This window comes from Aquibium carbonis, assembly GCF_003970795.1.
Lineage (GTDB): Bacteria > Pseudomonadota > Alphaproteobacteria > Rhizobiales > Rhizobiaceae > Aquibium > Aquibium carbonis.
Map to the genome: position 1 here is coordinate 1 of NZ_RWKW01000028.1, position 22,353 is coordinate 22,353.

Sequence of the window (22,353 nt, forward strand, 5' to 3'; positions counted from 1 at the left end):
GGGCGCGCGATTGGCCGACGAGGTGGCCTTGTCCTTCGGGGCGGCGAGGAAAATGAGCGTGAACCGGCCCTTCTCGTTGTCGATCCGGCGGACTTCCTCCAGCCCAAGCTTGTTGCAGTAGAAGTCGAGCGAGGCGTCCACGTCCGTGACGCGAACCATGGTGTGGAGATAACGCATGTGTTGATATCCTGACAATTTCAGTTTGGGATCGCAACGCAGCATATGGCGCTGCCACTGCCCGATGGCAATGAATGGCGGGCTAAGCTTTCCGAAGCTTGCGCGAGCCTTGAATTGGCGTCGTCAGAACCGGAAAAAAATGTCTTTCGCATGCTGACAGGGACAGGCAGGGTGGTATCTTGGCTGTGGGAATCAGTCGAGTTTGCGACGGAAGGTGCGTTCGGATGGGGGAAAAATCCTCTTCGGAAGGGCGAGAGCTGATCAGGGCAGGGTTCGTGAACGCTGGCGGCAGCAACGAAGCCGAGGATCTCACCGAGATTGCGGGCGCCATCAAGTGGTTCGACGTCGCGAAGGGCTACGGCTTCATCCTGCCCGACGAGCCGGCCTATGGCGACGTCCTGCTGCACGTCACCTGCCTCCGTCGCGACGGTTTCCAGACCGCGATGGAGGGCGCGCGCATCGTCTGCCTGGTGCGGCGCGGCGAGCGCGGCTTTCAGTGCTTCAAGGTCCTGTCGATGGACATGAGCACCGCGACCCATCCCAAGGAGCTTCCCGCGCAGCGCACCCATGTCAGCGTGCAGCCCGAAAGCGGGCTCGAGCGTGCGCTGGTCAAATGGTTCAACCGCACCAAGGGTTTCGGTTTCCTCAGCCGCGGCGAGGGCACCGAGGACATCTTCATTCACATGGAGACGCTGCGCCAGTACGGCATTGCCGAGCTGCGCCCCGGACAGGTGGTGCTCGTTCGCTTCGGGCGCGGCGACAAGGGCCTTATGGCCGCCGAAATTCACCCCGATGTTGGGACGCTGCCGTTCTCCAACTGACAGGGTGATGTCCCATGTTTCGATCGATCGGGCTGGCGTTGGCACCAGCCCTTCTCGCCTTCCTGTTCCTGATCCCGGCGGCCGGCGTCTCCGCCCAGGAGCATGGCAGCCCGATGATCCTGCCGATCGATCCCGCGCCGCTGGTGGCTCGCACGGGCGAGGGGGACAAGCGGTTCCAGATCGAGGTTGCCGACACGCCCGAGGAACGCAGCCGCGGGTTGATGTTCCGCGAGCGCATGCCGGAGAACCAGGGCATGCTTTTCGTCTTTCCCGAAACCCTGCCGGTCGGCTTCTGGATGCAGAACACGATCCTGCCGCTCGACCTCCTGTTCGTCGCCGAGGACGGCGAGGTACGGGCGATCCTGCCGGGCGTGCCCTTCTCCACCGACACGATCTCGCCTGGTGAGCCGGTGCGTTTCGTGCTCGAACTGAATGCCGGGACCGCCGAGCGCGAGGGCATCACCGTCGGCGACCGGCTGTCGCATCCCATCATCGATGCCGCGACCGGCGGCTGACCGCAGGACGATCGCGAACGCATGCCGAGCTTCCATCACGACGGCCTCGACCTGGCCTTCATCGACGAGGGCGAGGGCGATCCCGTCCTGCTGATCCATGGCTTTGCGTCGAGCATGCTGGTGAACTGGATCGGACCGGGCTGGGTGAAGACGCTGCGGGACGCGGGCTACCGGGTCGTCGCCTTGGACAATCGCGGCCATGGTCAGTCGCAGAAGAGCTACGATCCGGAAGACTATCGGCCGGCGCGGATGGCGGCGGACGCCGCAGCCCTGCTCGATCATCTCGGAATCGACCAGGCGCACCTGATGGGCTACTCGATGGGCGCGCGGATTTGCGCTTTCACGGCCCTGGCCTATCCGCACAAGGTGGCGACGCTGGTGTTCGGCGGGCTGGGCATCGGCATGGTGGAAGGCGTCGGCGACTGGGACCCGATCGCACGGGCGCTGTCGGCCGAAGACCCGGCCTCGATCACCGATGCGCGGGGCAAGATGTTTCGCGCGTTCGCGGACCAGACCCGGAGCGACCGCAAGGCGCTCGCGGCCTGCATCGCCACCTCGCGCGATCTCGTTTCGGAAGCGGATGCGGCGCGCATCACCCAGCCGACGCTCGTGGCCGTGGGCACCACCGACGACATCGCCGGATCGCCGGACCTGCTGGCGGGACTGATGCCCGACGCCGAAGCCTTCGCGATCGAGGGGCGTGATCACATGCTCTCGGTGGGCGATCGCACGTTCAAGAAGCGGGTTCTCGCGTTCCTGGCCGCGCATCCGCTGCACGGCTGATCCTTTCCGCGCCCGTCCTCCTTTTTCGTTGATCCAGCGCAAGGCCGCCTGAAGGCGTCCGTCGCATTGTCTCGCTCAACAAACGGGAGCCGGAGGGATTGGCGATGTTTTCCAGAATTCTCATTCCGATCGACCTGCATGACGACACCAAGGCCAGATCGATGATCGACGCGGCGGTGCAGTTGCGCGGCCAGGACGGGCAGATCGTCCTTCTGCATGTCGTGGAAGACATTCCAAGCTACGTCGCCATCGAACTGCCGAGCGGAATCCTCGCCAGCCAGAAGGAGGAGTCCATCCGGACCCTGGAGGACCTGTCGCGGCGCGAGGGGCTGAACGCCGCGATCGACGTGCGGATCGGACAGCCGGCTTCCGCGATCCTGGAGGCCGCCGACGAACACGGCTCCGACGTCATCGTGATCGCGTCGCATCGGCCGGGGCTGCAAGACTACCTGATCGGGTCGACCGCGGCGCGCGTGGTGCGCCATTCCAGATGTTCGGTGCTGGTCATCCGTTGAGCGACAGTATCGGGCCGTCCAAGGGACGCAAAGATGGCCGGATCGAAGCGACCGGCAAGCATAGCGTACGCCGTCGCGCGTCCCGATAGGGCAGCTTTGTGTCGGCGCGTCACAATCTCGCCCCGATCCGGCCACAAGAAGTTAAGAATGTGCTAAGCACTTGCTCTGTAGAGCAGACCTGTCGAGCGCGTTGCGGGGGCGGCGAGAACGACAATTGGCAGGCTCGCATTCCGAAAGGCATGCGAAAGAGAGTGACCGGGGACAAGACCGCATGAACGACTTGGCGCGCGCACGAAAGAAACGCGTGTTCTCCGTTGGGGCCGCAGCGTTGATGAGCGTCGTCCTCGTCGCCTGTTCGAGCCAGTCGCCGGTCTCCACCGCCAAGGTGACGAAGCGGTCAAAGGAATATTTCCCGGAATCGATCTATGGCGTGAAGGCCAGCCCGCTGGTGGTCGCCGACAAGACGTCGCGCGTGCCGCGTGGCGGCGGCCGTGACCAGTTGGGCAAGCCCTACAAGGTCAAGGGCCAGTGGTACAAGCCGAAGGAAGATCCCAACTACCTCAAGGTCGGCGCCGCGTCCTGGTATGGCGATGCCTTTCACGGGCGCCTGACGGCCAATGGCGAAGTCTACGACATGACCCACCTGACCGCGGCGCACCCGACCATGCCGCTGCCGAGCTATGCCCGGGTGACCAACACGACCAATGGCAACTCGGTGATCGTGCGCATCAACGACCGCGGACCGTTTGCCAACGACCGCATCATCGACCTCTCGAAACGTGCCGCCGAACTCCTCGACTACAAGCATGCCGGTGTCGCCAAGGTGAAGGTCGAATATGTCGGCCGCGCGCCGCTGCATGGGCAGGACGACCAGTATCTCATGGCATCCTATCGCCCTGGAAAGGGCGGCAGCCCCTACGACCTGCCCGGCGAAACGGCGACGGGGGTGATGATCGCGATGAACGGATCGACGCCCACCGTGAGCGCCGCCGCCTCGAGCCAGGCCTTCGCCTCGGCCGGGCTGTTTGCGTCGGCTGGCGACATCGCGCTGCCGGCCGTCGGACCAGCGGTGCCGGAGCGCCCGGAAATCGCCTTCAACGACCGCGGCGTGACGCTCGCGTCGCTGTCCTACGCCGACGAGCGCATCTCGCGCTCGGGCAACCCCTTCGCCGCCTTCGACGCCGGCCTGACCCCGGCCATGATCGTCGCCGCCTGGGAGCGGAGCCGTGGCGCCGCCGCGACGCCATCGGCCATCTCGTCGCCCTACATCGCCGTGGGCTCGTTCGACGACCGTGGCGAGGCCGAGGCGGTCGCGCGCGGCCTGGGCTCCGTCGGCGCCGTGGAGATGTCGGTCGAGCCGGCGGAAGGCACGACCTGGTACACCATCGCGCTGCATTCCGACGGCCGCACGACCCTCGACGGCATGCTGCGCGCAGCGTGGGCGGCCGGCGCGACCAACGCCCTGATGGTGCGCGAGTAGCGCGACCGCATGGCGCCCGGCCGTTGGCGGGGGCCTCTCGCCGCAGGTCCGCGAACACCGGTCCGGTCGTGTTGATCGGTCCGACCCCCGGCTGATAGATTGCGGCGGATGCTGTTGTTTGGCCGCAATCGGGGCATAGTCTTCGGCCTGCGCCGGCTGGCGACGTTCGCAACAGGATCGAGGATCATGTTCCGTCACTTCAGGACGCTTTCGACGTCCTTCGCCCTACTGCTGATCCTGGTGCTGCCGGTGCAGGCGCAGCTGTTCGAGACGCGGGCCGAGCAGGCCTTTCTGATCGATGCCGAGACCGGAACGGTGCTCTACGCCAAGGATGCGGACAAACCCATTCCGCCCGCTTCGCTGGCCAAGCTGATGACCATGGAGGTCGTCTTTCATGCGCTGAAGTCGGGCCGTCTCAGCATGGACGACGAGTTCCTGGTCAGCGAGAATGCCTGGCGGACGGGCGGCGCGCCATCCGGCACCTCGACGATGTTTGCCGCGATCCGGTCGTCGATCCGGCTCGAGGACCTGATCCAGGGCGTTGTCGTGCAGTCCGCCAATGACGGCTGCATCATCATCGCAGAAGGCATGGCCGGATCGGAGGAGAACTTCGCCCAGCTGATGACCGAGCGCGCCCGGCGGATCGGGCTGTCGACCTCGGTATTCCGGAACTCGACCGGCCTGCCGGCCGAGGGTCAGATCGTGACGGTACGGGAGCTTGCCCTTCTGGCGCATCACATCTGGCGCGAATACCCCGAATACTACCGCTACTATTCGCAGACCGAATTCACCTGGAACAGGATCCGGCAGACCAATCGCAACCCGCTGCTCAGGATGGACATCGGCGCCGATGGCCTGAAGACCGGCTACACGGCCGAATCCGGCTATGCGATCGTCGGCTCGGTCGAACGTCAGGGCCGGCGGATCTTCGCCGCGCTCAGCGGCCTTCCGAGCGAGAACGCGCGCGCCGAGGAGGCGCGCCGCATTCTCGACTGGGGCATGCGTGCCTTCGAGAAGCGCGAGATCTACACGGCCGACGAAGTGGTGGGTGAGGCCAAGCTCTATGGCGGCGAGAAGGGCGGCGTGGCGCTGAAGGCGAAGGCGCCGGTGGCGATCTTCGTTCCGATCACCAACCGCGACCGTCTCGTCGCCCGAATCGTCTACGAGGGGCCCTTGCAGGCGCCGGTGGAGGAGGGAATGGCGGTCGGAACACTGAAGGTGTGGATCGGCGACACGCTGAGCCAGGAAACACCGCTTTATACGGCCGAGAGCGTCGGGACCGGATCGCTGCACAGCCGCGCGATCGACGCAATCGGCGAATTGCTGGTCGGATGGATGCGCTAGCGGGTGATGCGGCGGCGCGTGCGCGTCGTACACGTCCTGCGGCGTGGACCTGACCGATCGGCGCGACTATGAAGGCGGCTGGATCGCGATAGGGACAGACCTTGTTGAACGGCGGACTGTTCATCACATTCGAGGGCGGCGAGGGCGCGGGCAAGTCGACGCAGATCAGGCGGCTGGCCGATCTCCTGCGCGGCAAGGGCCACGACGTCGTCGTCACGCGCGAACCGGGCGGCTCGCCGGGCGCCGAAGCCGTGCGCCACGTCCTCTTGTCCGGTGCCGCCGAACCGCTGGGACCGCGCATGGAAGCGCTGCTGTTCGCCGCCGCCCGCTCCGATCATGTCGAGCAGGTCATCCGCCCGGCCGTCGAGAGGGGCGCGATCGTGCTGTGCGACCGCTTCCTCGATTCGAGCCGCGTCTATCAGGGCGCGACGGGCGACCTCGATCCAGCCTTCGTTTCGGTGCTGGAACGGATCGTCGTCAACGGGATGATGCCGGATCTCACGCTGATCCTCGATCTCGATCCCGTCGAGGGATTGCGGCGGGCGGGCGAGCGCCGCGGCGTCGAAGCCGCCGCCGATCGTTTCGAGAAGGAGACGGTCGCGATCCACGCGCGGCGGCGCGAGGCCTTTCTCGACATCGCCATGCGCGAACCCGATCGCTGCGTGCTGATCAACGCCGGCGGAACCGAAGACGAGGTGGCCGACCGCATCAAGGCGTCCGTCGAGCGATTGCTCTCCGATCACGAAGCCAGGGCCGCGGCCGAATGACCTTCGAAAGGCTTGCGCCGGAACAGCACGACACGCTGGACGGCATTCCTGAACCATCCGAAAACCCCTTGCTGCTGGCCCATGACGGGGAGGCCGACCGGCTTGCCGCCGCCTATCGCGCAGGCAAGATGCATCACGCGCTGATCCTTTCGGGACCGCGCGGCATCGGCAAGTCCACCTTCGCCTTCCATCTGGCCAACCACCTGCTGAGATATCCGGATCGAAACGTTGCGCCGGAAACGCTGGCAAAGCCGGATCCGAACGCCTCGCTCTTCCGCATGGTCGCCTCGGGGGCCCATCCCGGCGTGCTCTATCTGGCGCGGCCGCTCAACGACAAGACCAAGGTGTTCCGGACCGCCGTGACGGTGGAGGAAATCCGCCGGGTCAATCGCTTTCTGTCGATGACCTCCCACGACGGCGGCTATCGCGTCGTCATCATCGATCCCGCCGACGACATGAACGTCAACGCCGCCAATGCGCTGCTGAAGAACCTGGAAGAGCCGCCCTCGCGGACGCTGTTCATCCTCATCTCGCATGCGGCCGGCGGGCTGCTGCCGACCATTCGGTCGCGCTGCCAGAGCGTGCGGCTGCACGGCTTGCAGCCCGCGCAGCTCGAAAGCGTCCTGTCGGGCTTCGGTCTGGCGGTGGCGGACGCCGCCGGGCTCGCCGCGCAGGCGGGCGGCAGCGTGCGCGAGGCCATCCTTCTGACGGAGTATGGCGGGCTCGAGATCGCCGGCGCGCTGGAAGCGATCATCCACGCGGGCCGCTTCGATGCAGCGGCGGCAACCAAGCTCGCCGACGCCGTGGCGGGACGCGACCAGGCCATCCCGTTCTCGCTGTTCAACGCCCATGCGCTCGACCGGGTGGGAACGCAGGCGGCCAACGCGGCACTGGCCGGGGATCTCGTCCGCGCCGAGGCGCTGTCGGCGCTCTGGCAGGAAACCAGCCGGACCATCGTCGAAACCGAGACCTACAATCTCGACAAGCGCCAGCACGTGATCGGGCTCGTTCGCCGCATCCACGGCCTCGTGGCGAAAGCGGCCTGAGCGCCGAGCGACGTGCGTCAGACCGCCTGGCCGCGAAGATCGTAGGCGTCGGCCTCGTCGATCTTCACCGTGACGATGTCGCCGACGCGCAGCGGACGGCGCGACTGGACATGCACGGCGCCGTCGATCTCGGGCGCGTCGTATTTCGTGCGTCCCTTGGCGATGGTCCCGTTCGCCTCGTCGATGATGACGGGCAGGCGCTTGCCGACCTTCTTCTTCAGGAGATTTGCCGAAATCTTCTGCTGACGTGCCATGAAGCGGTTCCAGCGGGACTGCTTGACCTCCTCCGGCACGGCGTCCAGTCCGAGATCATTGGCGCGCGCGCCGCCGACGGGCTCGTACTTGAAGCAGCCGGCCCGCTCGATCCTCGCCTCGTCCAGCCAGTCGAGCAGCATCTCGAAATCCTCCTCCGTCTCCCCGGGGAAGCCGACGATGAAGGTCGAACGAAGCGCCAGGTCAGGGCAGGTCTCGCGCCAGCGGCCGATGCGCTCCAGCGTCTTTTCCTGGTGGGCCGGACGGCGCATGTTCTTCAGGACACGAGGCGAGGCATGCTGGAAGGGGATGTCGAGATAGGGCAGCACCTTGTGCTCGGCCATCAGCGGAATGACCTCGTCGACATGGGGGTAGGGGTAGACGTAGTGCATGCGGACCCAGGCGCCGAGATCGCCGAGTTCGCGCGCGAGGTCGAGGAAGCGCGTGCGGATCTCGCGGTCGTGCCACTGGCTCGTGGCGTATTTCACGTCCACGCCATAGGCGCTGGTGTCCTGGGAGATGACGAGGAGTTCCTTCACCCCGGCCTTCACCAGGCGCTCCGCCTCGCGCAGCACGTCGCCCACGGGCCTGGAGACGAGATCACCGCGCAGCACCGGAATGATGCAGAAGGAGCAGCGGTTGTTGCAGCCCTCGGAAATCTTCAGATAGGCATAGTGGCGCGGCGTCAGCTTCACGCCCTGCGGCGGCATCAGGTCGAAGAACGGCTCGTTCGCCGGCGGCGCGGCCTCGTGGACGGCGGCCATGACGCTTTCGTAGGCCTGCGGCCCCGTGATGGCGAGCACGTTGGGATGTTTTTCGCGGATCAGCTCCGGCGTCGCGCCCATGCAGCCGGTGACGATGACCTTGCCGTTCTCGGCCATGGCTTCGCCGATCGCCGCGAGGGATTCGTCGCGGGCGGAATCGAGAAAGCCGCAAGTGTTGACGACCACGAGGTCGGCGCCGTCGTGCTTGCGGGCGATCTCGTAGCCCTCGGCGCGCAGGCGCGTCAGGATGCGCTCGGAATCGACCAGCGCCTTGGGGCAACCGAGACTGACGAAGGAGACGCGCGGAGCGTTCATTGCGGGACTTTCGATGGGCGGAAATGGAGGTTGCCGCGCCCATAGCACAGATTTCGGGCCGCGGTCATCGTCTACTTCCCCGCATCGCCTCCCTTCGTTCGCCACGTCCTCGTCCGGGCTGGCCGCCTGCCGCCGGGCGGGGGATGCCCCGCGTCCACCATTCAACCCATGGGAGAACAACTTCCGATTCCGACACGTTATACATGTCTTATTTCCGAAAATTCTCTGCAATTGTAAGTTTATAAGATTTACGTTGCGTAAGCTTGTAAATAGTCATATGATTAACGCTTGGTTAATTTTGTAAAGCGTAATCTGTCATGTCGAATGGTTGGAAATCGCTACTGACCGGGGGGCTGTTCTCCCTCGCCGCTCTTGCGGCCAACGCGGCCGAAACGGTCGGGGAGGCCGTTCTCATCCGGACGTCGGTGACCGGTGACGGCAGAACCCTGGCGGAAAAGTCTCCGGTCTACCGCGACGAAAGGCTCAAGACGTCCGCGTCCGGTCTTGGAGAGTTCGTTTTCCGGGATGGAACGAAATTCGCCATCGGCCTGAATTCCTCGATCGTCATCGACAAGTTCGTCTATGGCGGCGGCTCTTCGTTCAAGGACCTGACCATCAGCGCCGCAAAAGGCAGCTTTCGATGGATCAGCGGCGGATCACCGTCGTCGGCCTACAAGATCAACACGCCTGCAGGCACGATCGGCATCCGCGGGACGGCCCTCGACGTCTATGTCGGCAAGGGCGGGGTGACGGCCGTCGTGCTTCTGAGCGGGGTGGCCCGTTTCTGCGGCCGCAGCGGATGTCAGGAACTGACGCGCCGCTGCGATTATGTCGTGGCGACGCCCCGCGGCGGCATCACCAGGCCGTCGCGCGTCAACCAAGGCGTTCTGCGGCAGGTCTCGAACGTGAGGGCCCTGCCGTTCATGACCGGGGACCAGCAGCTGTCGCGACGCTTCCGCACCGGCGACAGCTGCGGATTGTCGAGCAGCATCTCGACGACGCCGTCGGGCAACACCCAGCGAGGCAACGTGCCCGGCAACCCGCCCGGTCCGGGCGGCGGCGGCGGCAACAGCGGCGGCGGCGGTGGTGGTGGAAACACGGGTGGCACCGGCAACAGCGGCGTCGGGGTCGGCAATGGCGGCGGAAACGGCACCGGGAACGAAGGCAACGGCGTCGGCCCGGGAAACGGCAATGGCGGCGGTAGCGGCAACAGCGGCAACAGCGGCGTCGGCGCCGGCAATGGCGGTGGAAACGGCACCGGGAACGAAGGAAACGGCAACGGGCCCGGAGGCGGCCCCGGGCGCGGCTGACCGGTCGTCGAGGGTCGTCGCGACGTGCCGCGCCGGCATGCAGATCGCGAGGGTCCGGTTTTCATCTCGAGGCGCGTGCTTTAAGGACGAGAATCGTGCCCCTCGCATGACCGCGACGGACGCCAATCATTCGTCCGCGTGCCCATGCCCTTCCTCGTCTTTCTTCGCGACAATGCACGCTGGCTGGCCGGCGGCTTCCTGCTGACCTTCTTTTCCTCCTTCGGCCAGACCTTCTTCATCTCGTTGTCGGCCGGCGACGTACGGCGCGAATATGGCCTGTCGCATGGCGATTTCGGCCTGATCTACATGGTGGCTACCCTGGGCAGTGCCTTGACGCTGCCGAAGCTCGGCCAGATCGTCGATCGTCATCCGGCGCAGAAGGTCGCGCTGGTCACCATGCCGATGCTGGCGCTGGCCGCCGTGATGATGTCGGTCTCCAGCCACGTCGTCGTCCTGGTTCTCAGCATCTACATGCTGCGGCTGTTCGGGCAGGGCATGATGACCCACAACGCGATGACCGCGATGGCGCGCTGGTTTTCCGCCCAGCGCGGTCGCGCGGTCTCGGTCACGACGCTCGGGCACAATGCCGGAGAGGCGGTCTTTCCGCTGCTGTTCGTGCTGGTGGCGGGCCTGGTTGGATGGCGCAACTCCTGGCTCGTCGCCGCCGCGGTGCTGATGCTGTTCGCGCTGCCGGCGATCTTCGGTCTGATCGCGGTCGAGCGGGCGCCGCGCGCGTCGGATCCCGTCTCGACGAAACCCGTCGCACGCGACTGGACCCGCGCGGAGGTGCTGGGCGATCCGCTGTTCTATCTGCTTCTCATGGGAGTGATGGCGCCGGGCTTCATCGGCACGACGATCTTCTTCCACCAGGTCTACCTGGTGGAACTGCGCGGCTGGTCGCTGGAACTCTTCGCCGGCTCGTTCACCTTCATGGCGGCGATGACCATCACCTTCGCGCTGATCGCCGGGCAACTGGTCGACCGCTTCTCGGCGGTCTCGCTGCTGCCGACGTTCCTCGTCCCGCTCGGCCTGTCGTGCCTGGCGCTGGGGCTCCTCGAGGCGCAATGGAGCGTCTTCGTCTTCATGGCGCTTCTTGGCCTGTCCTACGGTTTCTCCTCGACGCTGTTCGGCTCTCTGTGGCCTGAAATCTACGGGCTGAAGCATCTGGGCTCGATTCGGGCCGTGATGGTCGCCATCCTCGTCTTCGCCACGGCCATGGGACCGGGGCTGACCGGATACCTCATCGACATCGGGATCGCGCTGCCTGCCCAGATCGTGGTGATGGGGCTCTATTGTTTTGCCATGGTCGCGGTCATGAGCGTGGTGACCCGCAGGCTTCGGCAGCGTAGCTTGTCAGCATCTCACCCTTCGGATACCTCGCGATCATGACCGTCACCGTACGCTTCGCCCCATCGCCGACCGGCCAGATCCACATCGGCAACGCCCGGACGGCGCTGTTCAACTGGCTGTTCGCCCTGAAGAACAGGGGCCGGTTCATCCTGCGGTTCGACGACACCGACGCGGAACGCTCGCGGCAGGAATATGCCGACCAGACGCTCTACGATCTCCACTGGCTGAACATCTTTCCCGATGCGGTGGAGTATCAGTCCCGCCGCCGGGCCTCGCACGAGGAAGCGGTCGAGCGCCTGAAGCGGAGCGGCGCGCTTTATCCCTGCTACGAGACGGCGGAAGAACTCGAACTCAAGCGGAAGATCCGCCTGTCGCGCCGGCTGCCGCCGATCTATGGCCGCGAAGGCCTCGCCTATTCGAATCAGGACCGGGCGAATTTCGAGGCCGAAGGCCGCAAGCCGCACTGGCGGTTTCGCCTGCCGAACTACCGCCGCGATCCCTTCGATCCGGTGCGCACCGAGATCACCTGGACCGACATCGTGCGCGGGCGCGAAATGGTCGACCTCGGATCCCTGTCCGACCCGATCCTCGTGCGGGAGGACGGCACCTATCTCTACACGCTTCCTTCCGTCGCCGACGACATCGAATTCGGGATCACCCATGTCATCCGCGGCGACGACCATGTGACCAACACCGGCGTGCAGATCGCGCTGTTCCAGGCGCTCGGCGCGACCGTGCCGGCCTTCGGGCACCACAATCTGCTGACGACGGCGACCGGCGAGGGCCTGTCGAAGCGCACGGGCGCCCTGTCGATCCGCAGCCTGCGCGAAAGCGGACTGGAGCCGATGGCGATCGCGTCGCTGGCCGTGCTGACCGGCACGTCGGAAAACGTGGTGCCGGAAAGCGACATGCTCAAGCTGGCCGAGCGTTTCGATCCGGCGGCGACGTCACGCTCGGCGTCGAAATTCGATCCCGATGACCTCACCAATCTCAATCGCGCCATCATCCAGGCGATGCCCTTCGAAGCGCTCCGGGACCGGCTGGTGGCCTATGGCGTCATGGGCGAGAAAGCCGAGCCTTTCTGGATGGCGATCAAGGGCAATCTCGACCGCGTGCAGGACGTGACCTCGTGGTGGAAGATCGTCACCGTCAGGCCCGAACCGGGCGTGACCTTCAGCGCCGAGGACGTTGCTTTCCTGCGCGAGGCATTCGACCTCCTGCCCGAAGAGCCCTGGGAGGCGGGCACCTTCAAGGAATGGACGAGCGCCATTCGCGAAAAGACCGGTCGGAAGGGCAAGGCGCTGTTCATGCCGCTGCGGCTCGCCCTCACTGGACGAGAGTCGGGACCGGAGCTTGCAGATCTATTGCCCCTTCTGGGTCGGGCAGGAACGCTGGCCCGACGACCCTGATCCGGCGTTCACCTTCGGCTCCCGGCAGGCTGGTGGAGGCGGTCGGTACCGGGTCGGCCTTCAATGCGTTGACGATGTTGCGGATCGCGGCCTGATCCAGCCCGCCGTCGCGGTTGACCATGGTTTCGAGATCGGTCGCGGGATCGGGCCTCGGGCGGGGCAGGGGAACGGCCACCATCTCCGACGCCGGCGCCTCGACGCCGACCGGGTCGGCCTCGACCGGTTGCGCGTGGTCCCCGGCAAGGATGGAGAAGTTCTTCGGGACGCCGCAGCCGCAGGTCTGCGGACGGACGAAGCCGGCCTTGCGGTACAGGAAAGCGGTGGGCAACTGCGTGTAGGGCACGCCCGCCAGGGACACCATTTCGCTGGTTTCCTCACCGGGCGTCCGATGGATGTAGAGTTCGACCTCCGTGCCCGGGCACTGGGCCCGGCACGCGGCCGCGTCCCGGTCGAGCTCGGCCGCCGACGTCGAATAGGCGACCGGAAAGAAGTAGCCGTCGCAGGATCGGACGCACAGCGTGCGGAACGTGCCCGACACGCGCGGCCGGATCTCGATCCGGCTGCCGTTCACGATGACGCTGCGCTGGCGCTGCCGGTCGGTTTCGACAGGCTCGCGCATGACCTCCTCCGGCTGCCGGTCCTGCAGGCCGCCGCCGAACAGGCGATCGAGAAAGGTGGGTCCTGCGCTCCCGACCGAGCCGTCCGGCCGGCGGGTAGCAGTCGTTGTGCGGCAGCCATTGGCGTCCAGCGATGCCAGGATGCGCGCGCGCGCCGTCGCGTCGTCGCGTCGGCCGCCGGAAAGCTGGCGGTGGCTTCGCTCCAGGGTGGAGAGGTTGGCGTACATGCGATCCAGCGTCGCGCGCAAGGACTGGCAGGCGGATGGCGAGGACCTGCCGAAGCCGCCCGCGCATCCGGCGCGGCGCGCCTGGCTTTCGGCCCGATCGATCTGCCGGCGCTGGTCGGCGATGGCGCGCTCGTACTGGCGTGCGCGGGCAGGCGAAGCGCCGCCGCCGCCGACCCGTGCGAGCTGGCCTTCGAGGTCGCGGCACAGGCGCGACGAGGCGCTGGCATCGGAAGTGGCGAGCACGCCAGCGAGGAGCAGCACCATGGCGAGCATCGCGCGACGTATTGCCCCCTCCGGTGTCACCGCAACTGCCATGTCCTCGCCGATCCCACCGTCATGAAGCGCGGTGCATGCTAGCCGGTCGTGGTTAACCCTTCGTTGGCCGGCAGGGCGGGTGCGCTCTGGGACGCCTCGACGACCGAAAGCGCCGTCATGTTGACGACGCCGCGCGAGGTGACCGACGGCGTCAGGATGTGGGCTGGCCGGGCGGTTCCGAGCAGGATGGGGCCGACGTGGAGCGCATCCGTCAGCGCCTTGACCGTGGTCAGCGCGATGTTGGCGGCGTCGAGCGTCGGGAAGACGAGCAGATTGGCCTCGTCGGTCAGCTTGGAATGCGGATAGACGCGGTTGCGCAGCACGACCGACAGCGCCGAATCGCCATGCATCTCGCCGTCGGCCTCCAGGTCGGGCGCCATCTCGGCGACCAGCGCGGCGGCCTTGCGCATCTTCAGCGTGCTCGGCGTGTCGCGGGAGCCGAAATTCGACAGCGAGAGCAGCGCCGCCTTAGGCTCGATGCCGAAGCGGCGGATTTCCTCCGCCGCCAGCAGCGTCATTTCGGCGATCTCCTCGGCGGTCGGATCGACGGAGACATAGGTGTCGGTGAAGAAGGTGACGCCGCGCTGCATGATCAGCATCGACAGCGCCGACAGGTCGCGCACGCCCTCGCGGCGGCCGACGATCAGGTCGACGTTGCGCAGATGCCGTTCGAACCGGCCCTCCAGGCCGCAGATCATGGCGTCGGCCTCGCCGCGCACCAGCGCCAGCGCCGCGATCACGGTCGTGTTGGTGCGCACCAGCGTGCGCGCCGCCTCCTGCGTGACGCCGCGCCGTCCGGCGAGCTGGATGAGGTGGTCGACATAGTCGCGGTAGCGCGGATCGTCTTCCGGATTGACCAGATCGAAATCGACGCCGGGCTTCACCTTCAGGCCGTAGCGGCGCAGGCGCGTGTCGATGACGCTCGGCCGGCCGATCAGGATCGGACGGGCGATGCCTTCCTCGAGCACCACCTGCGCGGCACGCAGCACGCGTTCGTCCTCGCCATCGGCATAGATGACGCGCCGGGCCGACGCGCCGCGCGCGGCCGAGAACACGGGCTTCATGACCAGCCCCGAGCGGAAGACGAAGCGGTTCAGCCGGTCGATGTAGTGATCCATGTCGGCGATCGGCCGCGTGGCGACGCCGCTGTCGCAGGCGGCCTTCGCGACAGCGGGCGCGATGCGCAGGATCAGGCGCGGGTCGAAGGGGGAGGGGATCAGGAAGTCACGGCCGAAGGTCGGCGTCTCGGTGGCATAGGCGCGCGCGGCGACGTCCGAGGGTTCCTCTCGGGCAAGGGCTGCGATGGCGCGCACGGCCGCCATCTTCATCTCCTCGTTGATCGCCGTCGCGCCGACGTCGAGCGCGCCGCGGAAGATGTAGGGGAAGCACAGCACGTTGTTGACCTGGTTGGGGAAGTCCGACCGGCCGGTGCAGATCATCGCGTCGGGCCGCGCCGTGCGCGCGAGTTCCGGCATGATCTCGGGCACCGGGTTTGCGAGCGCCAGGATCAACGGGTTGGGCGCCATGTGCGCGAGCAGCTCGGGCTTGAGGACGCCGGCCGCCGACAGGCCGAGGAAGACGTCGGCGCCGCCAATGACGTCGACGAGCGTGCGCGCGTTGGTGTCCTTGACGTAGGGGTCCTTCCAGCGGTCCATCTCGTCGACGCGGCCCTTGTAGGCGACGCCGAAGCGGTCGGTGACCCAGATGTTTTCGCGCCGCGCGCCCAGCGAGACCAGCAGGTTGAGGCAGGCGAGCGCGGCCGCGCCCGCGCCGGACGTCACGATCTTCACCTCGCCGATGTCCTTGCCGGCCAGTTCCATCGCATTGAGAACGGCGGCGGCGACGATGATGGCGGTGCCGTGCTGGTCGTCGTGGAAGACCGGGATGTTCATCCGCGCCTTCAACTGCTCCTCGACCTCGAAGCATTCCGGCGCCTTGATGTCCTCGAGATTGATGCCGCCGAAGGTGGGTTCGAGCGCGGCCACCGTCGAGACCATCGCGTCGATGCCGGGCGCATCGATCTCGATGTCGAAGACGTCGATGCCGGCGAACTTCTTGAACAGGACCGCCTTGCCCTCCATCACCGGTTTCGACGCCAGCGGGCCGATGTTGCCAAGGCCGAGAACGGCCGAGCCGTTGGAGACGACGCCGACGAGGTTGGCGCGGGCGGTGTAGAGCGCGGCGGTGGCGGGATCGTCGGCAATGGCCAGGCACGGCGCCGCCACGCCCGGCGAGTAGGCCAGCGCCAGGTCGCGCTGGTTGCCGAGCGGCTTCGTCGCCTGGATCTCCAGCTTTCCCGGTTCCGGATAGCGGTGGAAGAACAGAGCCGCCTCGTCGAGATCCGAGAGCGCTGGTTTGGGTGTCTGCTGCGTCATGAACGATAAATCCGCCTGCCTCGCCGTGCGATCGAACCGGTTTAGCATGATGGCAGCGGATTTCGAGGGCATGACGGCGGAAACTGTTTCGACGCCGCCGCAGGCGGGAGCGAGGTCAGCCGTCGACGAGACGCTGCAGCGCCATGGCGCCCTGCGGCGCGCGGATCTTTCCCTCGTGGATGATGTAGGCATAGACGTCGCGCGGCACCGTTTTCACCACGGCCGCCGCATCGGCGATCGGCAGGTCGTCCGGCACGCCGCCCTGCGCCCAGAGCCGCAGGCGCGCCGCCCAGGCATCGAGTTCGGCCGGCGAATAGGCGGTCGGCACGTCGTCGTCGCCACGCTGGAGACGGGCGTAGACGAAATCGGCGGTCACGTCGGCGATCTCGGGATAGTCGAAATGATGCGCGTAACAGATGGCCGTGCCATAGGCACGCGCCAGCGCGACGAAGGCGGGGTCGACGAAGGAGGCGTGGCGCACTTCCAGCACGTGCCGCAGCCGCAGGCCGGCGTGTTTTTCGGGCAGGAGCTTCAGGAAGGCCTCGAAATCGTCGGCCTCGAATTTCTTTGTCGGTGCGAACTGCCAGACGATGGGGCCGAGCTTGTCGCCGAGTTCCTCGATTCCCTGAGCGAAGAACTTTTCCATCGATTCGCCGGTCGAGGCGAGCACCTTCTTGTTGGTGACGAAGCGGTTGCCCTTGAGCGAGAAGACGAAGCCGTCGGGCGCCTCGGCCGCCCATTTGGCGAAGGTCTCGGGCGTCTGGCCACGATAATAGGTGCCGTTGACCTCGATGGTCGTCACCTGCCTGGCGGCGAATTCGAGCTGCTTCTTCTTCGGCAGGTCGGCGGGGTAGAAGCTGCCTTCCCAGGGCTCGAAGGTCCAGCCGCCCATGCCGGTGCGGATCTTCCCGGCATTCGTCTCGTCGGGGCGGCTCTTCTGTGAAGGGGCCATGATTGGTGCTCGCTGTGGTTGCCGGAGTGCCATCCTTCGAGCGTTGTCGCCCCGCGCCGCGAATGTCCACCCGCCAAGGCGGCAAGGGCAGGCCATTGCTGACACGCCCTGAAGCCGGGGCGGCGCTCTGAAATGGCCGCCGGGCGGCCGCAACGCCGCCCGGCGAGGCCGTCAGAGCAGCTCGGCGGGAACCTGGCCGCCATTGTCCTTCAGCTTCTGGATCACCTGCTTGTGCAGCCACATGTTCATGGCCGCGGAATCGCTCGTGCTGCCGGTATAGCCGAGTTCGGCTGCAAGCTCCTTGCGCGCGCCAAGGCTGCTGTCGAGCCCCAGCGCCTTCATCAGGTCGACGATGGACTTGCGCCAGTCGAGCTTCTGGCCGCTGCGCTTGACGGCGGCATCGAGGATGGCAGCGACATCGACCGGGCCGCGCGCGGCGGCGGGCGCCGGGGCTGCCACGCCGGTTTTCGGCGGGGCGGGCGCGGCGGTAGGGGAGGTGGTGGTGGAGGCCGATGCGACCACGGGCTTGGACGACGCGTCGGCGATGACGGGCGCCGCCTCCTCTTCGTCGCTGCCCCAGATGGCGTTCTTGATCTTGTCGAAGATACCCATGCTCAGTCCTCCGTTTCGCCATGCCGGATTTCGTGTCGACGATCGGCAGGCCCGTCCGCGCGGAAATGCGCCTATCATCGTTTTAGTGCGCACGAATGACAAGATAAAGCGGCTTCGTCCGCGGCCCGATCGGCATTCGGCCTCGGCTCCCGCGCACCCGGACGACAGAGACGGAAGAACCGACCGCCGCGAAACCGAACCGGGCAATCCGTTCTACTGCCGAGGCCCCTCGACAAGGTGGGCGGCGGCTTGCGGATTCGCCTCCAGATGCTGCGCGAGCGTCTGGCTCGTGGTTTCCGGCTCGCCGAGCAGGTCCTCGACAGCCTCCCTTATCAACGCCTGGCCGCGCAGCGCGCGGGCGGCGGAGTTGACGACGAGCGTCAACGTCCCGGCCTTGAGCTCGAGGCGGCCGGCCACCTCGCGCCCGCCTTCGACGAGTTCGGCAAACACCGCCCGTTCGCCGTCCGCCACCGGCAAGGGCTTGGCGTCTGCCAGCCAGAGCCAGCGGTCCGCGCCATCGCGTGTCAGGCCGGGGGCATCGTCCAGCCGCGCCCGCAGACTGAGCGAGGCGGCGCGCCGGGCCAGTGCGAACCGCATCGTGTGGAAGAGGATCGGCTCTCCTTCGAGATTGATCGCCGTCGCGGTCTCGTCCTCCAGCAGGTCCGACAGCACGCCGTCGAGCCAGGCGCCGCCAAAGAAGGCGCCGGCGAAGGCGAGCATGAACATGTCGTCGATGGTCTCGTCTGCGAGTTCGCCAGCCGGATCGCTCTCGTGGACGGCCGCGCGCACCTCCGTCCGGTAGTTCTGCATCAGGGCCTGCATGCCTTCGAGCAGGAGGTCGGTCATCGGATCGGGAAACACCAGCGTCGCGCCCGCGATGCGCATCCGGCCGGAAATCTCCACCACGCGAGCGGCGAATTGGTCGCCCTGGCGCAGCGCGTCGGCCAGCGCCGGATCGTCCAGCACCACCGTTTCCGTGTCGCCGAGCAGGTCGCGAAGCGTGACGGAGCGCCGTGGCTGGACCTCGACGACCGCCCAGAAGCCGACGACCGAGCTCTTCAGCGCCTCCAGATAGCGCCGGTTGGTGACGCTCTCCTTCCAGCCGCGACGTTTCAGGTAATCGTCGATGACGGTCTGCCCGTCGTCCGGTCGCGGCCGGGTGGCGAAATCCTCGAAGGCCCATGCCCACAGCATGTCGGCCTGGGCTTCGCCGATGAGCTCGTCCAGCTCCTCGAAATCGAGATCGCGATCATCGAGGATGTCGCCGAAATGCCGGTCGAACACCTCGTCGAAATGTTCGGCCCAGTCGTCCCGCTCCGCCCAGCGGGCCAGCCCGTCGAGCCCGTGCCTTCTGCTCATGCCGTCCTGCCTCGACCCTTCGCTGACGATGCCTTCGAGCTAGGCTTTTCGGCCATGGCGCGCAAGGGCGCGGGGCTGGAACCGGGCGCCGGGAGATGAATCCGGGCAGCGAACCATGACCGGCGGCGCGTCGGGTCGACGCCCCGCTGGTACTGGCAGGCCGTCGGCTAAACCCGGAGCGAATTGCTCCAGGCGTGGCGCCCCTGCCCATCGCGCACGACGAGACGTGCCCAGCCCTGCGAGAACTTCTCCAGCGGCAGGCGCGCGTGGGTGATGCCGGGGCCCATCACGACCTTGGATCGCGAGGCGTGCCCGACCAGCCAGACGCTGTCGACCGGGCTCGTCTCGACGTTGAGCCAGTCGCGGTCGATCTCCACGTGACGGATCTCCGGGCCCTGCGAGGCATAGTAGGCGCCGGCCTTCAGCGCCGAGAGGATCGCCTCGGGCGTGTTCTCCTCCGCCTTGACCATGACCCAGGCACGACAGGCCTCGCCCTGGTAGCGATGCGCGTCGTCGGTGGCGATGACGCCCGCATGGCGGCCGGCGTTCAGCATCTGGTCGATCAGGTAGCCGCCATCGCCGCGCCCCGTCTCCCAGTCGCAGATCGAGTTGAAGACCTCGACGGCGTGAACCTCGGGCAAGGCCAGGGCATCGTTCAGTGTCAGCCCGTACCAGCCCGGATGCGCGAGGGAAACGAATGCGCCGGCGTCGATCGCGCGCTGCGCCAGTTCGGCTGCGCCCTCGCCAGACTGGGGCCGGGCGAAATCGAGCGGCAGCCCGTTTGCGACGAGGTGCCAGATCTCTCCATTGCCCAGTCCGGGGGCGTGAAGCTCGGCGCCGATCAGCGTGGTGAAGCCTTCCGCGCGAAATCCGGTCGTGTCGACGATCGGATAGCCGAAGCGTTCCATGAAGTGGTCGGTCAGGCTGATGAAGTCATATCCGGCCTCGCGATAGAAGGCGCACACCCGTTCCGGCGTCGGATCCCCATCCGATCGCGAGGAATGGCAGTGCAAGTTCCCGCGCAGGAAGCGGCCGGACGAGGTGAAGGCGGTGAGCATGTCGAACTTTCTTTCCTAGGAATGATTGGAAGCCAGGTGGTCGCGCGATGCAGGGGCCTGGTCGGTCACCAGGGACTGCAGCGACAGCGGAAGATCGGCCCGGCCCGGCGCCAGCGGCAGGCCGCACAACGTTCCGTCGCGGTAGACCGCGAACTTGCGTGGATGCAGATGCGCCTGCATTCCGGCGGTCCAGCCCGAACCCGGCTGCGCCGTCGCCTTGAGGCGGGTGCCGCCGGAGGCCTGAAGCTCAACGGAAAGATGCGTGCCGAAGTCGATCACGCGGTGCACAGTCGCGGCGTCTGCGCCCGACGCGCGCTGGAGGCCGATGTCTTCGGGACGCATGGCCAGCGTGGCCGGCCCGTCGGCGAGCGCCACCGCCACCGTCACGCCGGCCGCGTTGAGACTGCCGGCCCGCACTTCGCCGTCGATCAGGTTCATCTGGCCGATGAACCCCGCCACGAACGCCGTGCGCGGCCGTCGGTAGACGGCGTCGGGCTTGTCCACCTGTTCCAGCCGCCCGTCACGCATGACGGCGATGCGGTCGGCCAGAGCAAGCGCCTCGTCCTGACCGTGGGTGACGAAGACCATGGTGATGCCGGCGCGCTGCTGGATCTCGCGCACCTCTTCGCGCATGCGTTCGCGAAGGTGCTGGTCGAGACTGGCGAAGGGCTCGTCGAGGAGCAGGATCTTCGGTTCCAGCACCAGCGAACGCGCGAGCGCGACGCGCTGCTGCTGGCCACCCGACAGTTTCGTCGGGCGGCGCGGGCCGAATCCGGCGAGCCCGACCATGTCGAGCGCCGCCTCGGTTCGCTGCCGGATGTCCTGCCGGGGCAGCCGTCGCAGCTTCAGGCCGAAGGCGACGTTGGAGAACACGTCCATGTGCGACCACAGCGCATGGCTCTGGAACACCATGCCCGTGGGCCGCCGCTCGGGTGGAAGGTTTGTGACATCCTTTCCGTCGATGAGGATCGAGCCGCTGTCCGGACGCTCGAAGCCGCCCAGCATCCGCAGTACCGTCGACTTGCCGGAGCCCGACGGACCGAGCAGGCAGAGCAGTTCGCCGTGAGCGACGGAAATCGACACGTCGTTGACGGCGCGGGTGGCGCCGAAGACGCGGCTCAGATTCCTTATTTCGAGTTCGGCCATGGAGAGACACTCCTTGTTGTCAGGCGAAGGCCCGGATTGTCAGGCGAAGGCCCGGCCCAGCGCCTGCGCGCCCAGGAACCGGCGAGCGACGATCAGCAAGAGAAACGATGGCACCCACATGATGAGCGACAGGATCGCGCCGTACTGGACGATGAGCTCGGAGTTGATGAAGCGGATCATCAGGAGCGGGACGGTCCGCACCTCCGGGGCGCCGATGAGCCATGCGACTTCGGTCTCGTAGAAGGTGTTGACGAAGGTGAGCAGCACGGCGGCTGTGATGGCCGGCAGAACCTGCGGCATGGTGATCGACCAGAACACCCGCAGCGGCGAGGCTCCGACGTCGCGCGCGGCCTCCTCCTGCCGTCGATCGACGTTCTGGAACGCCGACACCGGGATCCACACCATGAACATCAGGGTCGAGACGAGCTGGATCAGCACCACGCCCCAGAAATTGCCGATCAGCCCCAGCCCGATGAAGATCGTCGCAATGGTGATGTAGAGCCCGAACTTCGGAAACGCGTAGACGGTGAGGAACGACATGAAAAACAGGTTGCGACCGGGAAAGTTCATCCTGGCGAAGGCGTAGGAGGCGGGCAGGCAGATGAGCGCCGACAGCGCCGTGACGATGGCTGCCAGCGACAGCGACGTCATCACCGCGTCGCGCACGTCGCGACGGCCCAGGACGTCTCCCCAGAAGCGGAAGCCGAACTTCTGCGGGATGACCGCCGGATATCGCCACACCTCCGTGAAGGACCAGACGGCGACATTGACGAGGGGAAGCAGGATCGCCACCGTCAGCAGGGCGGCGATCAGCCAGCCCTTCCAGTCCAGCCGCATCACCCGG

Annotated in this window: 21 protein-coding genes; 11 read left to right on the forward strand and 10 right to left on the reverse strand. The window is 66.7% G+C overall.

Going from position 1 to position 22,353, the window contains the following annotated elements:
- A partial coding sequence (locus EJC49_RS07755) for a VOC family protein (protein WP_170314649.1) occupies positions 1 to 177 on the reverse strand: 177 nt, incomplete at its 3' end.
- A gap of 224 nt (positions 178 to 401) precedes the next feature.
- Here EJC49_RS07755 and EJC49_RS07760 point away from each other — a divergent pair.
- The 8 genes from EJC49_RS07760 to EJC49_RS07795 all read left to right on the forward strand — a co-directional run bounded on the left by EJC49_RS07760 (position 402) and on the right by EJC49_RS07795 (position 7,448).
- A complete protein-coding gene (locus EJC49_RS07760; RefSeq protein ID WP_126698967.1) occupies positions 402 to 998 on the forward strand; it encodes a cold-shock protein in 597 nt (198 codons plus the stop codon).
- Positions 999 to 1,012: 14 nt separating this feature from the next.
- Positions 1,013 to 1,513 (forward strand): DUF192 domain-containing protein, encoded by a 501-nt coding sequence (locus tag EJC49_RS07765; protein ID WP_126698969.1) that lies wholly within the window; start codon positions 1,013 to 1,015, stop codon positions 1,511 to 1,513.
- A 21-nt stretch (positions 1,514 to 1,534) separates the two neighbouring features.
- Positions 1,535 to 2,296: an alpha/beta fold hydrolase gene (locus EJC49_RS07770; protein ID WP_126698971.1), complete on the forward strand. Its 762-nt coding sequence runs from the start codon at positions 1,535 to 1,537 to the stop codon at positions 2,294 to 2,296.
- A gap of 104 nt (positions 2,297 to 2,400) precedes the next feature.
- Positions 2,401 to 2,811 (forward strand): universal stress protein, encoded by a 411-nt coding sequence (locus EJC49_RS07775; protein ID WP_126698973.1) that lies wholly within the window; start codon positions 2,401 to 2,403, stop codon positions 2,809 to 2,811.
- A gap of 271 nt (positions 2,812 to 3,082) precedes the next feature.
- On the forward strand, positions 3,083 to 4,291 hold the full coding sequence (locus tag EJC49_RS07780) for a septal ring lytic transglycosylase RlpA family protein (protein WP_126698975.1): 1,209 nt from the start codon (positions 3,083 to 3,085) through the stop codon (positions 4,289 to 4,291).
- Positions 4,292 to 4,477: 186 nt separating this feature from the next.
- Positions 4,478 to 5,635, forward strand: coding sequence for a D-alanyl-D-alanine carboxypeptidase family protein (locus EJC49_RS07785; protein WP_126698976.1), 1,158 nt, complete (start codon positions 4,478 to 4,480; stop codon positions 5,633 to 5,635).
- A 104-nt stretch (positions 5,636 to 5,739) separates the two neighbouring features.
- Complete coding sequence (gene tmk / locus EJC49_RS07790; protein WP_126698978.1) at positions 5,740 to 6,402, forward strand: dTMP kinase; 663 nt, start codon at positions 5,740 to 5,742, stop codon at positions 6,400 to 6,402.
- Entirely contained in the window at positions 6,399 to 7,448 is a 1,050-nt protein-coding gene (locus tag EJC49_RS07795; RefSeq protein ID WP_126698980.1) for a DNA polymerase III subunit delta', read from the forward strand. The genes tmk and EJC49_RS07795 overlap by 4 nt, the downstream gene beginning before the upstream one ends.
- A gap of 17 nt (positions 7,449 to 7,465) precedes the next feature.
- Here EJC49_RS07795 and rimO read toward each other — a convergent pair whose 3' ends face one another.
- Complete coding sequence (rimO, locus tag EJC49_RS07800; RefSeq protein WP_126698982.1) at positions 7,466 to 8,779, reverse strand: 30S ribosomal protein S12 methylthiotransferase RimO; 1,314 nt, start codon at positions 8,777 to 8,779, stop codon at positions 7,466 to 7,468.
- Positions 8,780 to 9,096: 317 nt separating this feature from the next.
- On the opposite strand from rimO, the gene EJC49_RS07805 reads away from it, so the two are divergent.
- From EJC49_RS07805 to gltX, 3 genes are all read left to right on the forward strand, one after another.
- On the forward strand, positions 9,097 to 10,089 hold the full coding sequence (locus tag EJC49_RS07805; protein ID WP_210211770.1) for a FecR family protein: 993 nt from the start codon (positions 9,097 to 9,099) through the stop codon (positions 10,087 to 10,089).
- Between the two features lie 144 nt (positions 10,090 to 10,233).
- The gene (locus EJC49_RS07810) at positions 10,234 to 11,478 is read left to right on the forward strand and encodes an MFS transporter (protein ID WP_126699012.1); all 1,245 of its coding nucleotides are present in this window, start codon (positions 10,234 to 10,236) and stop codon (positions 11,476 to 11,478) included.
- Positions 11,475 to 12,848, forward strand: a complete 1,374-nt coding sequence (gene gltX / locus EJC49_RS07815; RefSeq protein WP_126698984.1) for a glutamate--tRNA ligase — start codon at positions 11,475 to 11,477, stop codon at positions 12,846 to 12,848. Before EJC49_RS07810 ends, gltX begins: the two co-directional genes overlap by 4 nt.
- Here gltX and EJC49_RS07820 read toward each other — a convergent pair.
- The 8 genes from EJC49_RS07820 to EJC49_RS07855 form a co-directional block, all read right to left on the reverse strand.
- Positions 12,766 to 14,007 carry a DUF2865 domain-containing protein gene (locus EJC49_RS07820; protein ID WP_126698986.1) on the reverse strand — a complete coding sequence of 414 codons (1,242 nt, stop codon included), beginning with the start codon at positions 14,005 to 14,007 and terminating at the stop codon, positions 12,766 to 12,768. The two genes, gltX and EJC49_RS07820, sit on opposite strands and share 83 nt — an antisense overlap.
- 38 nt (positions 14,008 to 14,045) lie before the next feature.
- Positions 14,046 to 16,382 (reverse strand): NADP-dependent malic enzyme, encoded by a 2,337-nt coding sequence (locus tag EJC49_RS07825; protein ID WP_126698988.1) that lies wholly within the window; start codon positions 16,380 to 16,382, stop codon positions 14,046 to 14,048.
- 115 nt (positions 16,383 to 16,497) lie between these two features.
- Positions 16,498 to 17,334: a DUF72 domain-containing protein gene (locus EJC49_RS07830; RefSeq protein ID WP_126698990.1), complete on the reverse strand. Its 837-nt coding sequence runs from the start codon at positions 17,332 to 17,334 to the stop codon at positions 16,498 to 16,500.
- 171 nt (positions 17,335 to 17,505) lie between these two features.
- Positions 17,506 to 17,946: a DUF3597 domain-containing protein gene (locus EJC49_RS07835; RefSeq protein ID WP_126698992.1), complete on the reverse strand. Its 441-nt coding sequence runs from the start codon at positions 17,944 to 17,946 to the stop codon at positions 17,506 to 17,508.
- A gap of 213 nt (positions 17,947 to 18,159) precedes the next feature.
- Positions 18,160 to 19,305, reverse strand: a complete 1,146-nt coding sequence (locus EJC49_RS07840) for a DUF7986 domain-containing protein (protein WP_126698994.1) — start codon at positions 19,303 to 19,305, stop codon at positions 18,160 to 18,162.
- A gap of 167 nt (positions 19,306 to 19,472) precedes the next feature.
- Positions 19,473 to 20,363, reverse strand: coding sequence for a PHP domain-containing protein (locus EJC49_RS07845; RefSeq protein WP_126698996.1), 891 nt, complete (start codon positions 20,361 to 20,363; stop codon positions 19,473 to 19,475).
- 15 nt (positions 20,364 to 20,378) lie between these two features.
- A complete protein-coding gene (locus tag EJC49_RS07850; RefSeq protein ID WP_126698998.1) occupies positions 20,379 to 21,509 on the reverse strand; it encodes an ABC transporter ATP-binding protein in 1,131 nt (376 codons plus the stop codon).
- A 39-nt stretch (positions 21,510 to 21,548) separates the two neighbouring features.
- Positions 21,549 to 22,346: an ABC transporter permease gene (locus EJC49_RS07855; RefSeq protein ID WP_126699014.1), complete on the reverse strand. Its 798-nt coding sequence runs from the start codon at positions 22,344 to 22,346 to the stop codon at positions 21,549 to 21,551.
- Between the last annotated feature and the right edge of the window lie 7 nt (positions 22,347 to 22,353).

Excerpts from the sequence above, each read along its gene's own strand:
- EJC49_RS07760 (WP_126698967.1), top strand. The coding sequence starts at position 402 with ATGGGGGAAAAATCCTCTTCGGAAGGGCGAGAGCTGATCAGGGCAGGG.
- EJC49_RS07765 (WP_126698969.1), top strand. The coding sequence starts at position 1,013 with ATGTTTCGATCGATCGGGCTGGCGTTGGCACCAGCCCTTCTCGCCTTC.
- EJC49_RS07770 (WP_126698971.1), top strand. The coding sequence starts at position 1,535 with ATGCCGAGCTTCCATCACGACGGCCTCGACCTGGCCTTCATCGACGAG.
- EJC49_RS07775 (WP_126698973.1), top strand. The coding sequence starts at position 2,401 with ATGTTTTCCAGAATTCTCATTCCGATCGACCTGCATGACGACACCAAG.
- EJC49_RS07780 (WP_126698975.1), top strand. The coding sequence starts at position 3,083 with ATGAACGACTTGGCGCGCGCACGAAAGAAACGCGTGTTCTCCGTTGGG.
- EJC49_RS07785 (WP_126698976.1), top strand. The coding sequence starts at position 4,478 with ATGTTCCGTCACTTCAGGACGCTTTCGACGTCCTTCGCCCTACTGCTG.
- EJC49_RS07795 (WP_126698980.1), top strand. The coding sequence starts at position 6,399 with ATGACCTTCGAAAGGCTTGCGCCGGAACAGCACGACACGCTGGACGGC.
- rimO (WP_126698982.1), bottom strand. The coding sequence starts at position 8,779 with ATGAACGCTCCGCGCGTCTCCTTCGTCAGTCTCGGTTGCCCCAAGGCG.
- EJC49_RS07805 (WP_210211770.1), top strand. The coding sequence starts at position 9,097 with ATGTCGAATGGTTGGAAATCGCTACTGACCGGGGGGCTGTTCTCCCTC.
- EJC49_RS07810 (WP_126699012.1), top strand. The coding sequence starts at position 10,234 with ATGCCCTTCCTCGTCTTTCTTCGCGACAATGCACGCTGGCTGGCCGGC.
- gltX (WP_126698984.1), top strand. The coding sequence starts at position 11,475 with ATGACCGTCACCGTACGCTTCGCCCCATCGCCGACCGGCCAGATCCAC.
- EJC49_RS07820 (WP_126698986.1), bottom strand. The coding sequence starts at position 14,007 with ATGGCAGTTGCGGTGACACCGGAGGGGGCAATACGTCGCGCGATGCTC.
- EJC49_RS07825 (WP_126698988.1), bottom strand. The coding sequence starts at position 16,382 with ATGACGCAGCAGACACCCAAACCAGCGCTCTCGGATCTCGACGAGGCG.
- EJC49_RS07830 (WP_126698990.1), bottom strand. The coding sequence starts at position 17,334 with ATGGCCCCTTCACAGAAGAGCCGCCCCGACGAGACGAATGCCGGGAAG.
- EJC49_RS07835 (WP_126698992.1), bottom strand. The coding sequence starts at position 17,946 with ATGGGTATCTTCGACAAGATCAAGAACGCCATCTGGGGCAGCGACGAA.
- EJC49_RS07840 (WP_126698994.1), bottom strand. The coding sequence starts at position 19,305 with ATGAGCAGAAGGCACGGGCTCGACGGGCTGGCCCGCTGGGCGGAGCGG.
- EJC49_RS07845 (WP_126698996.1), bottom strand. The coding sequence starts at position 20,363 with ATGCTCACCGCCTTCACCTCGTCCGGCCGCTTCCTGCGCGGGAACTTG.
- EJC49_RS07850 (WP_126698998.1), bottom strand. The coding sequence starts at position 21,509 with ATGGCCGAACTCGAAATAAGGAATCTGAGCCGCGTCTTCGGCGCCACC.
- EJC49_RS07855 (WP_126699014.1), bottom strand. The coding sequence starts at position 22,346 with ATGCGGCTGGACTGGAAGGGCTGGCTGATCGCCGCCCTGCTGACGGTG.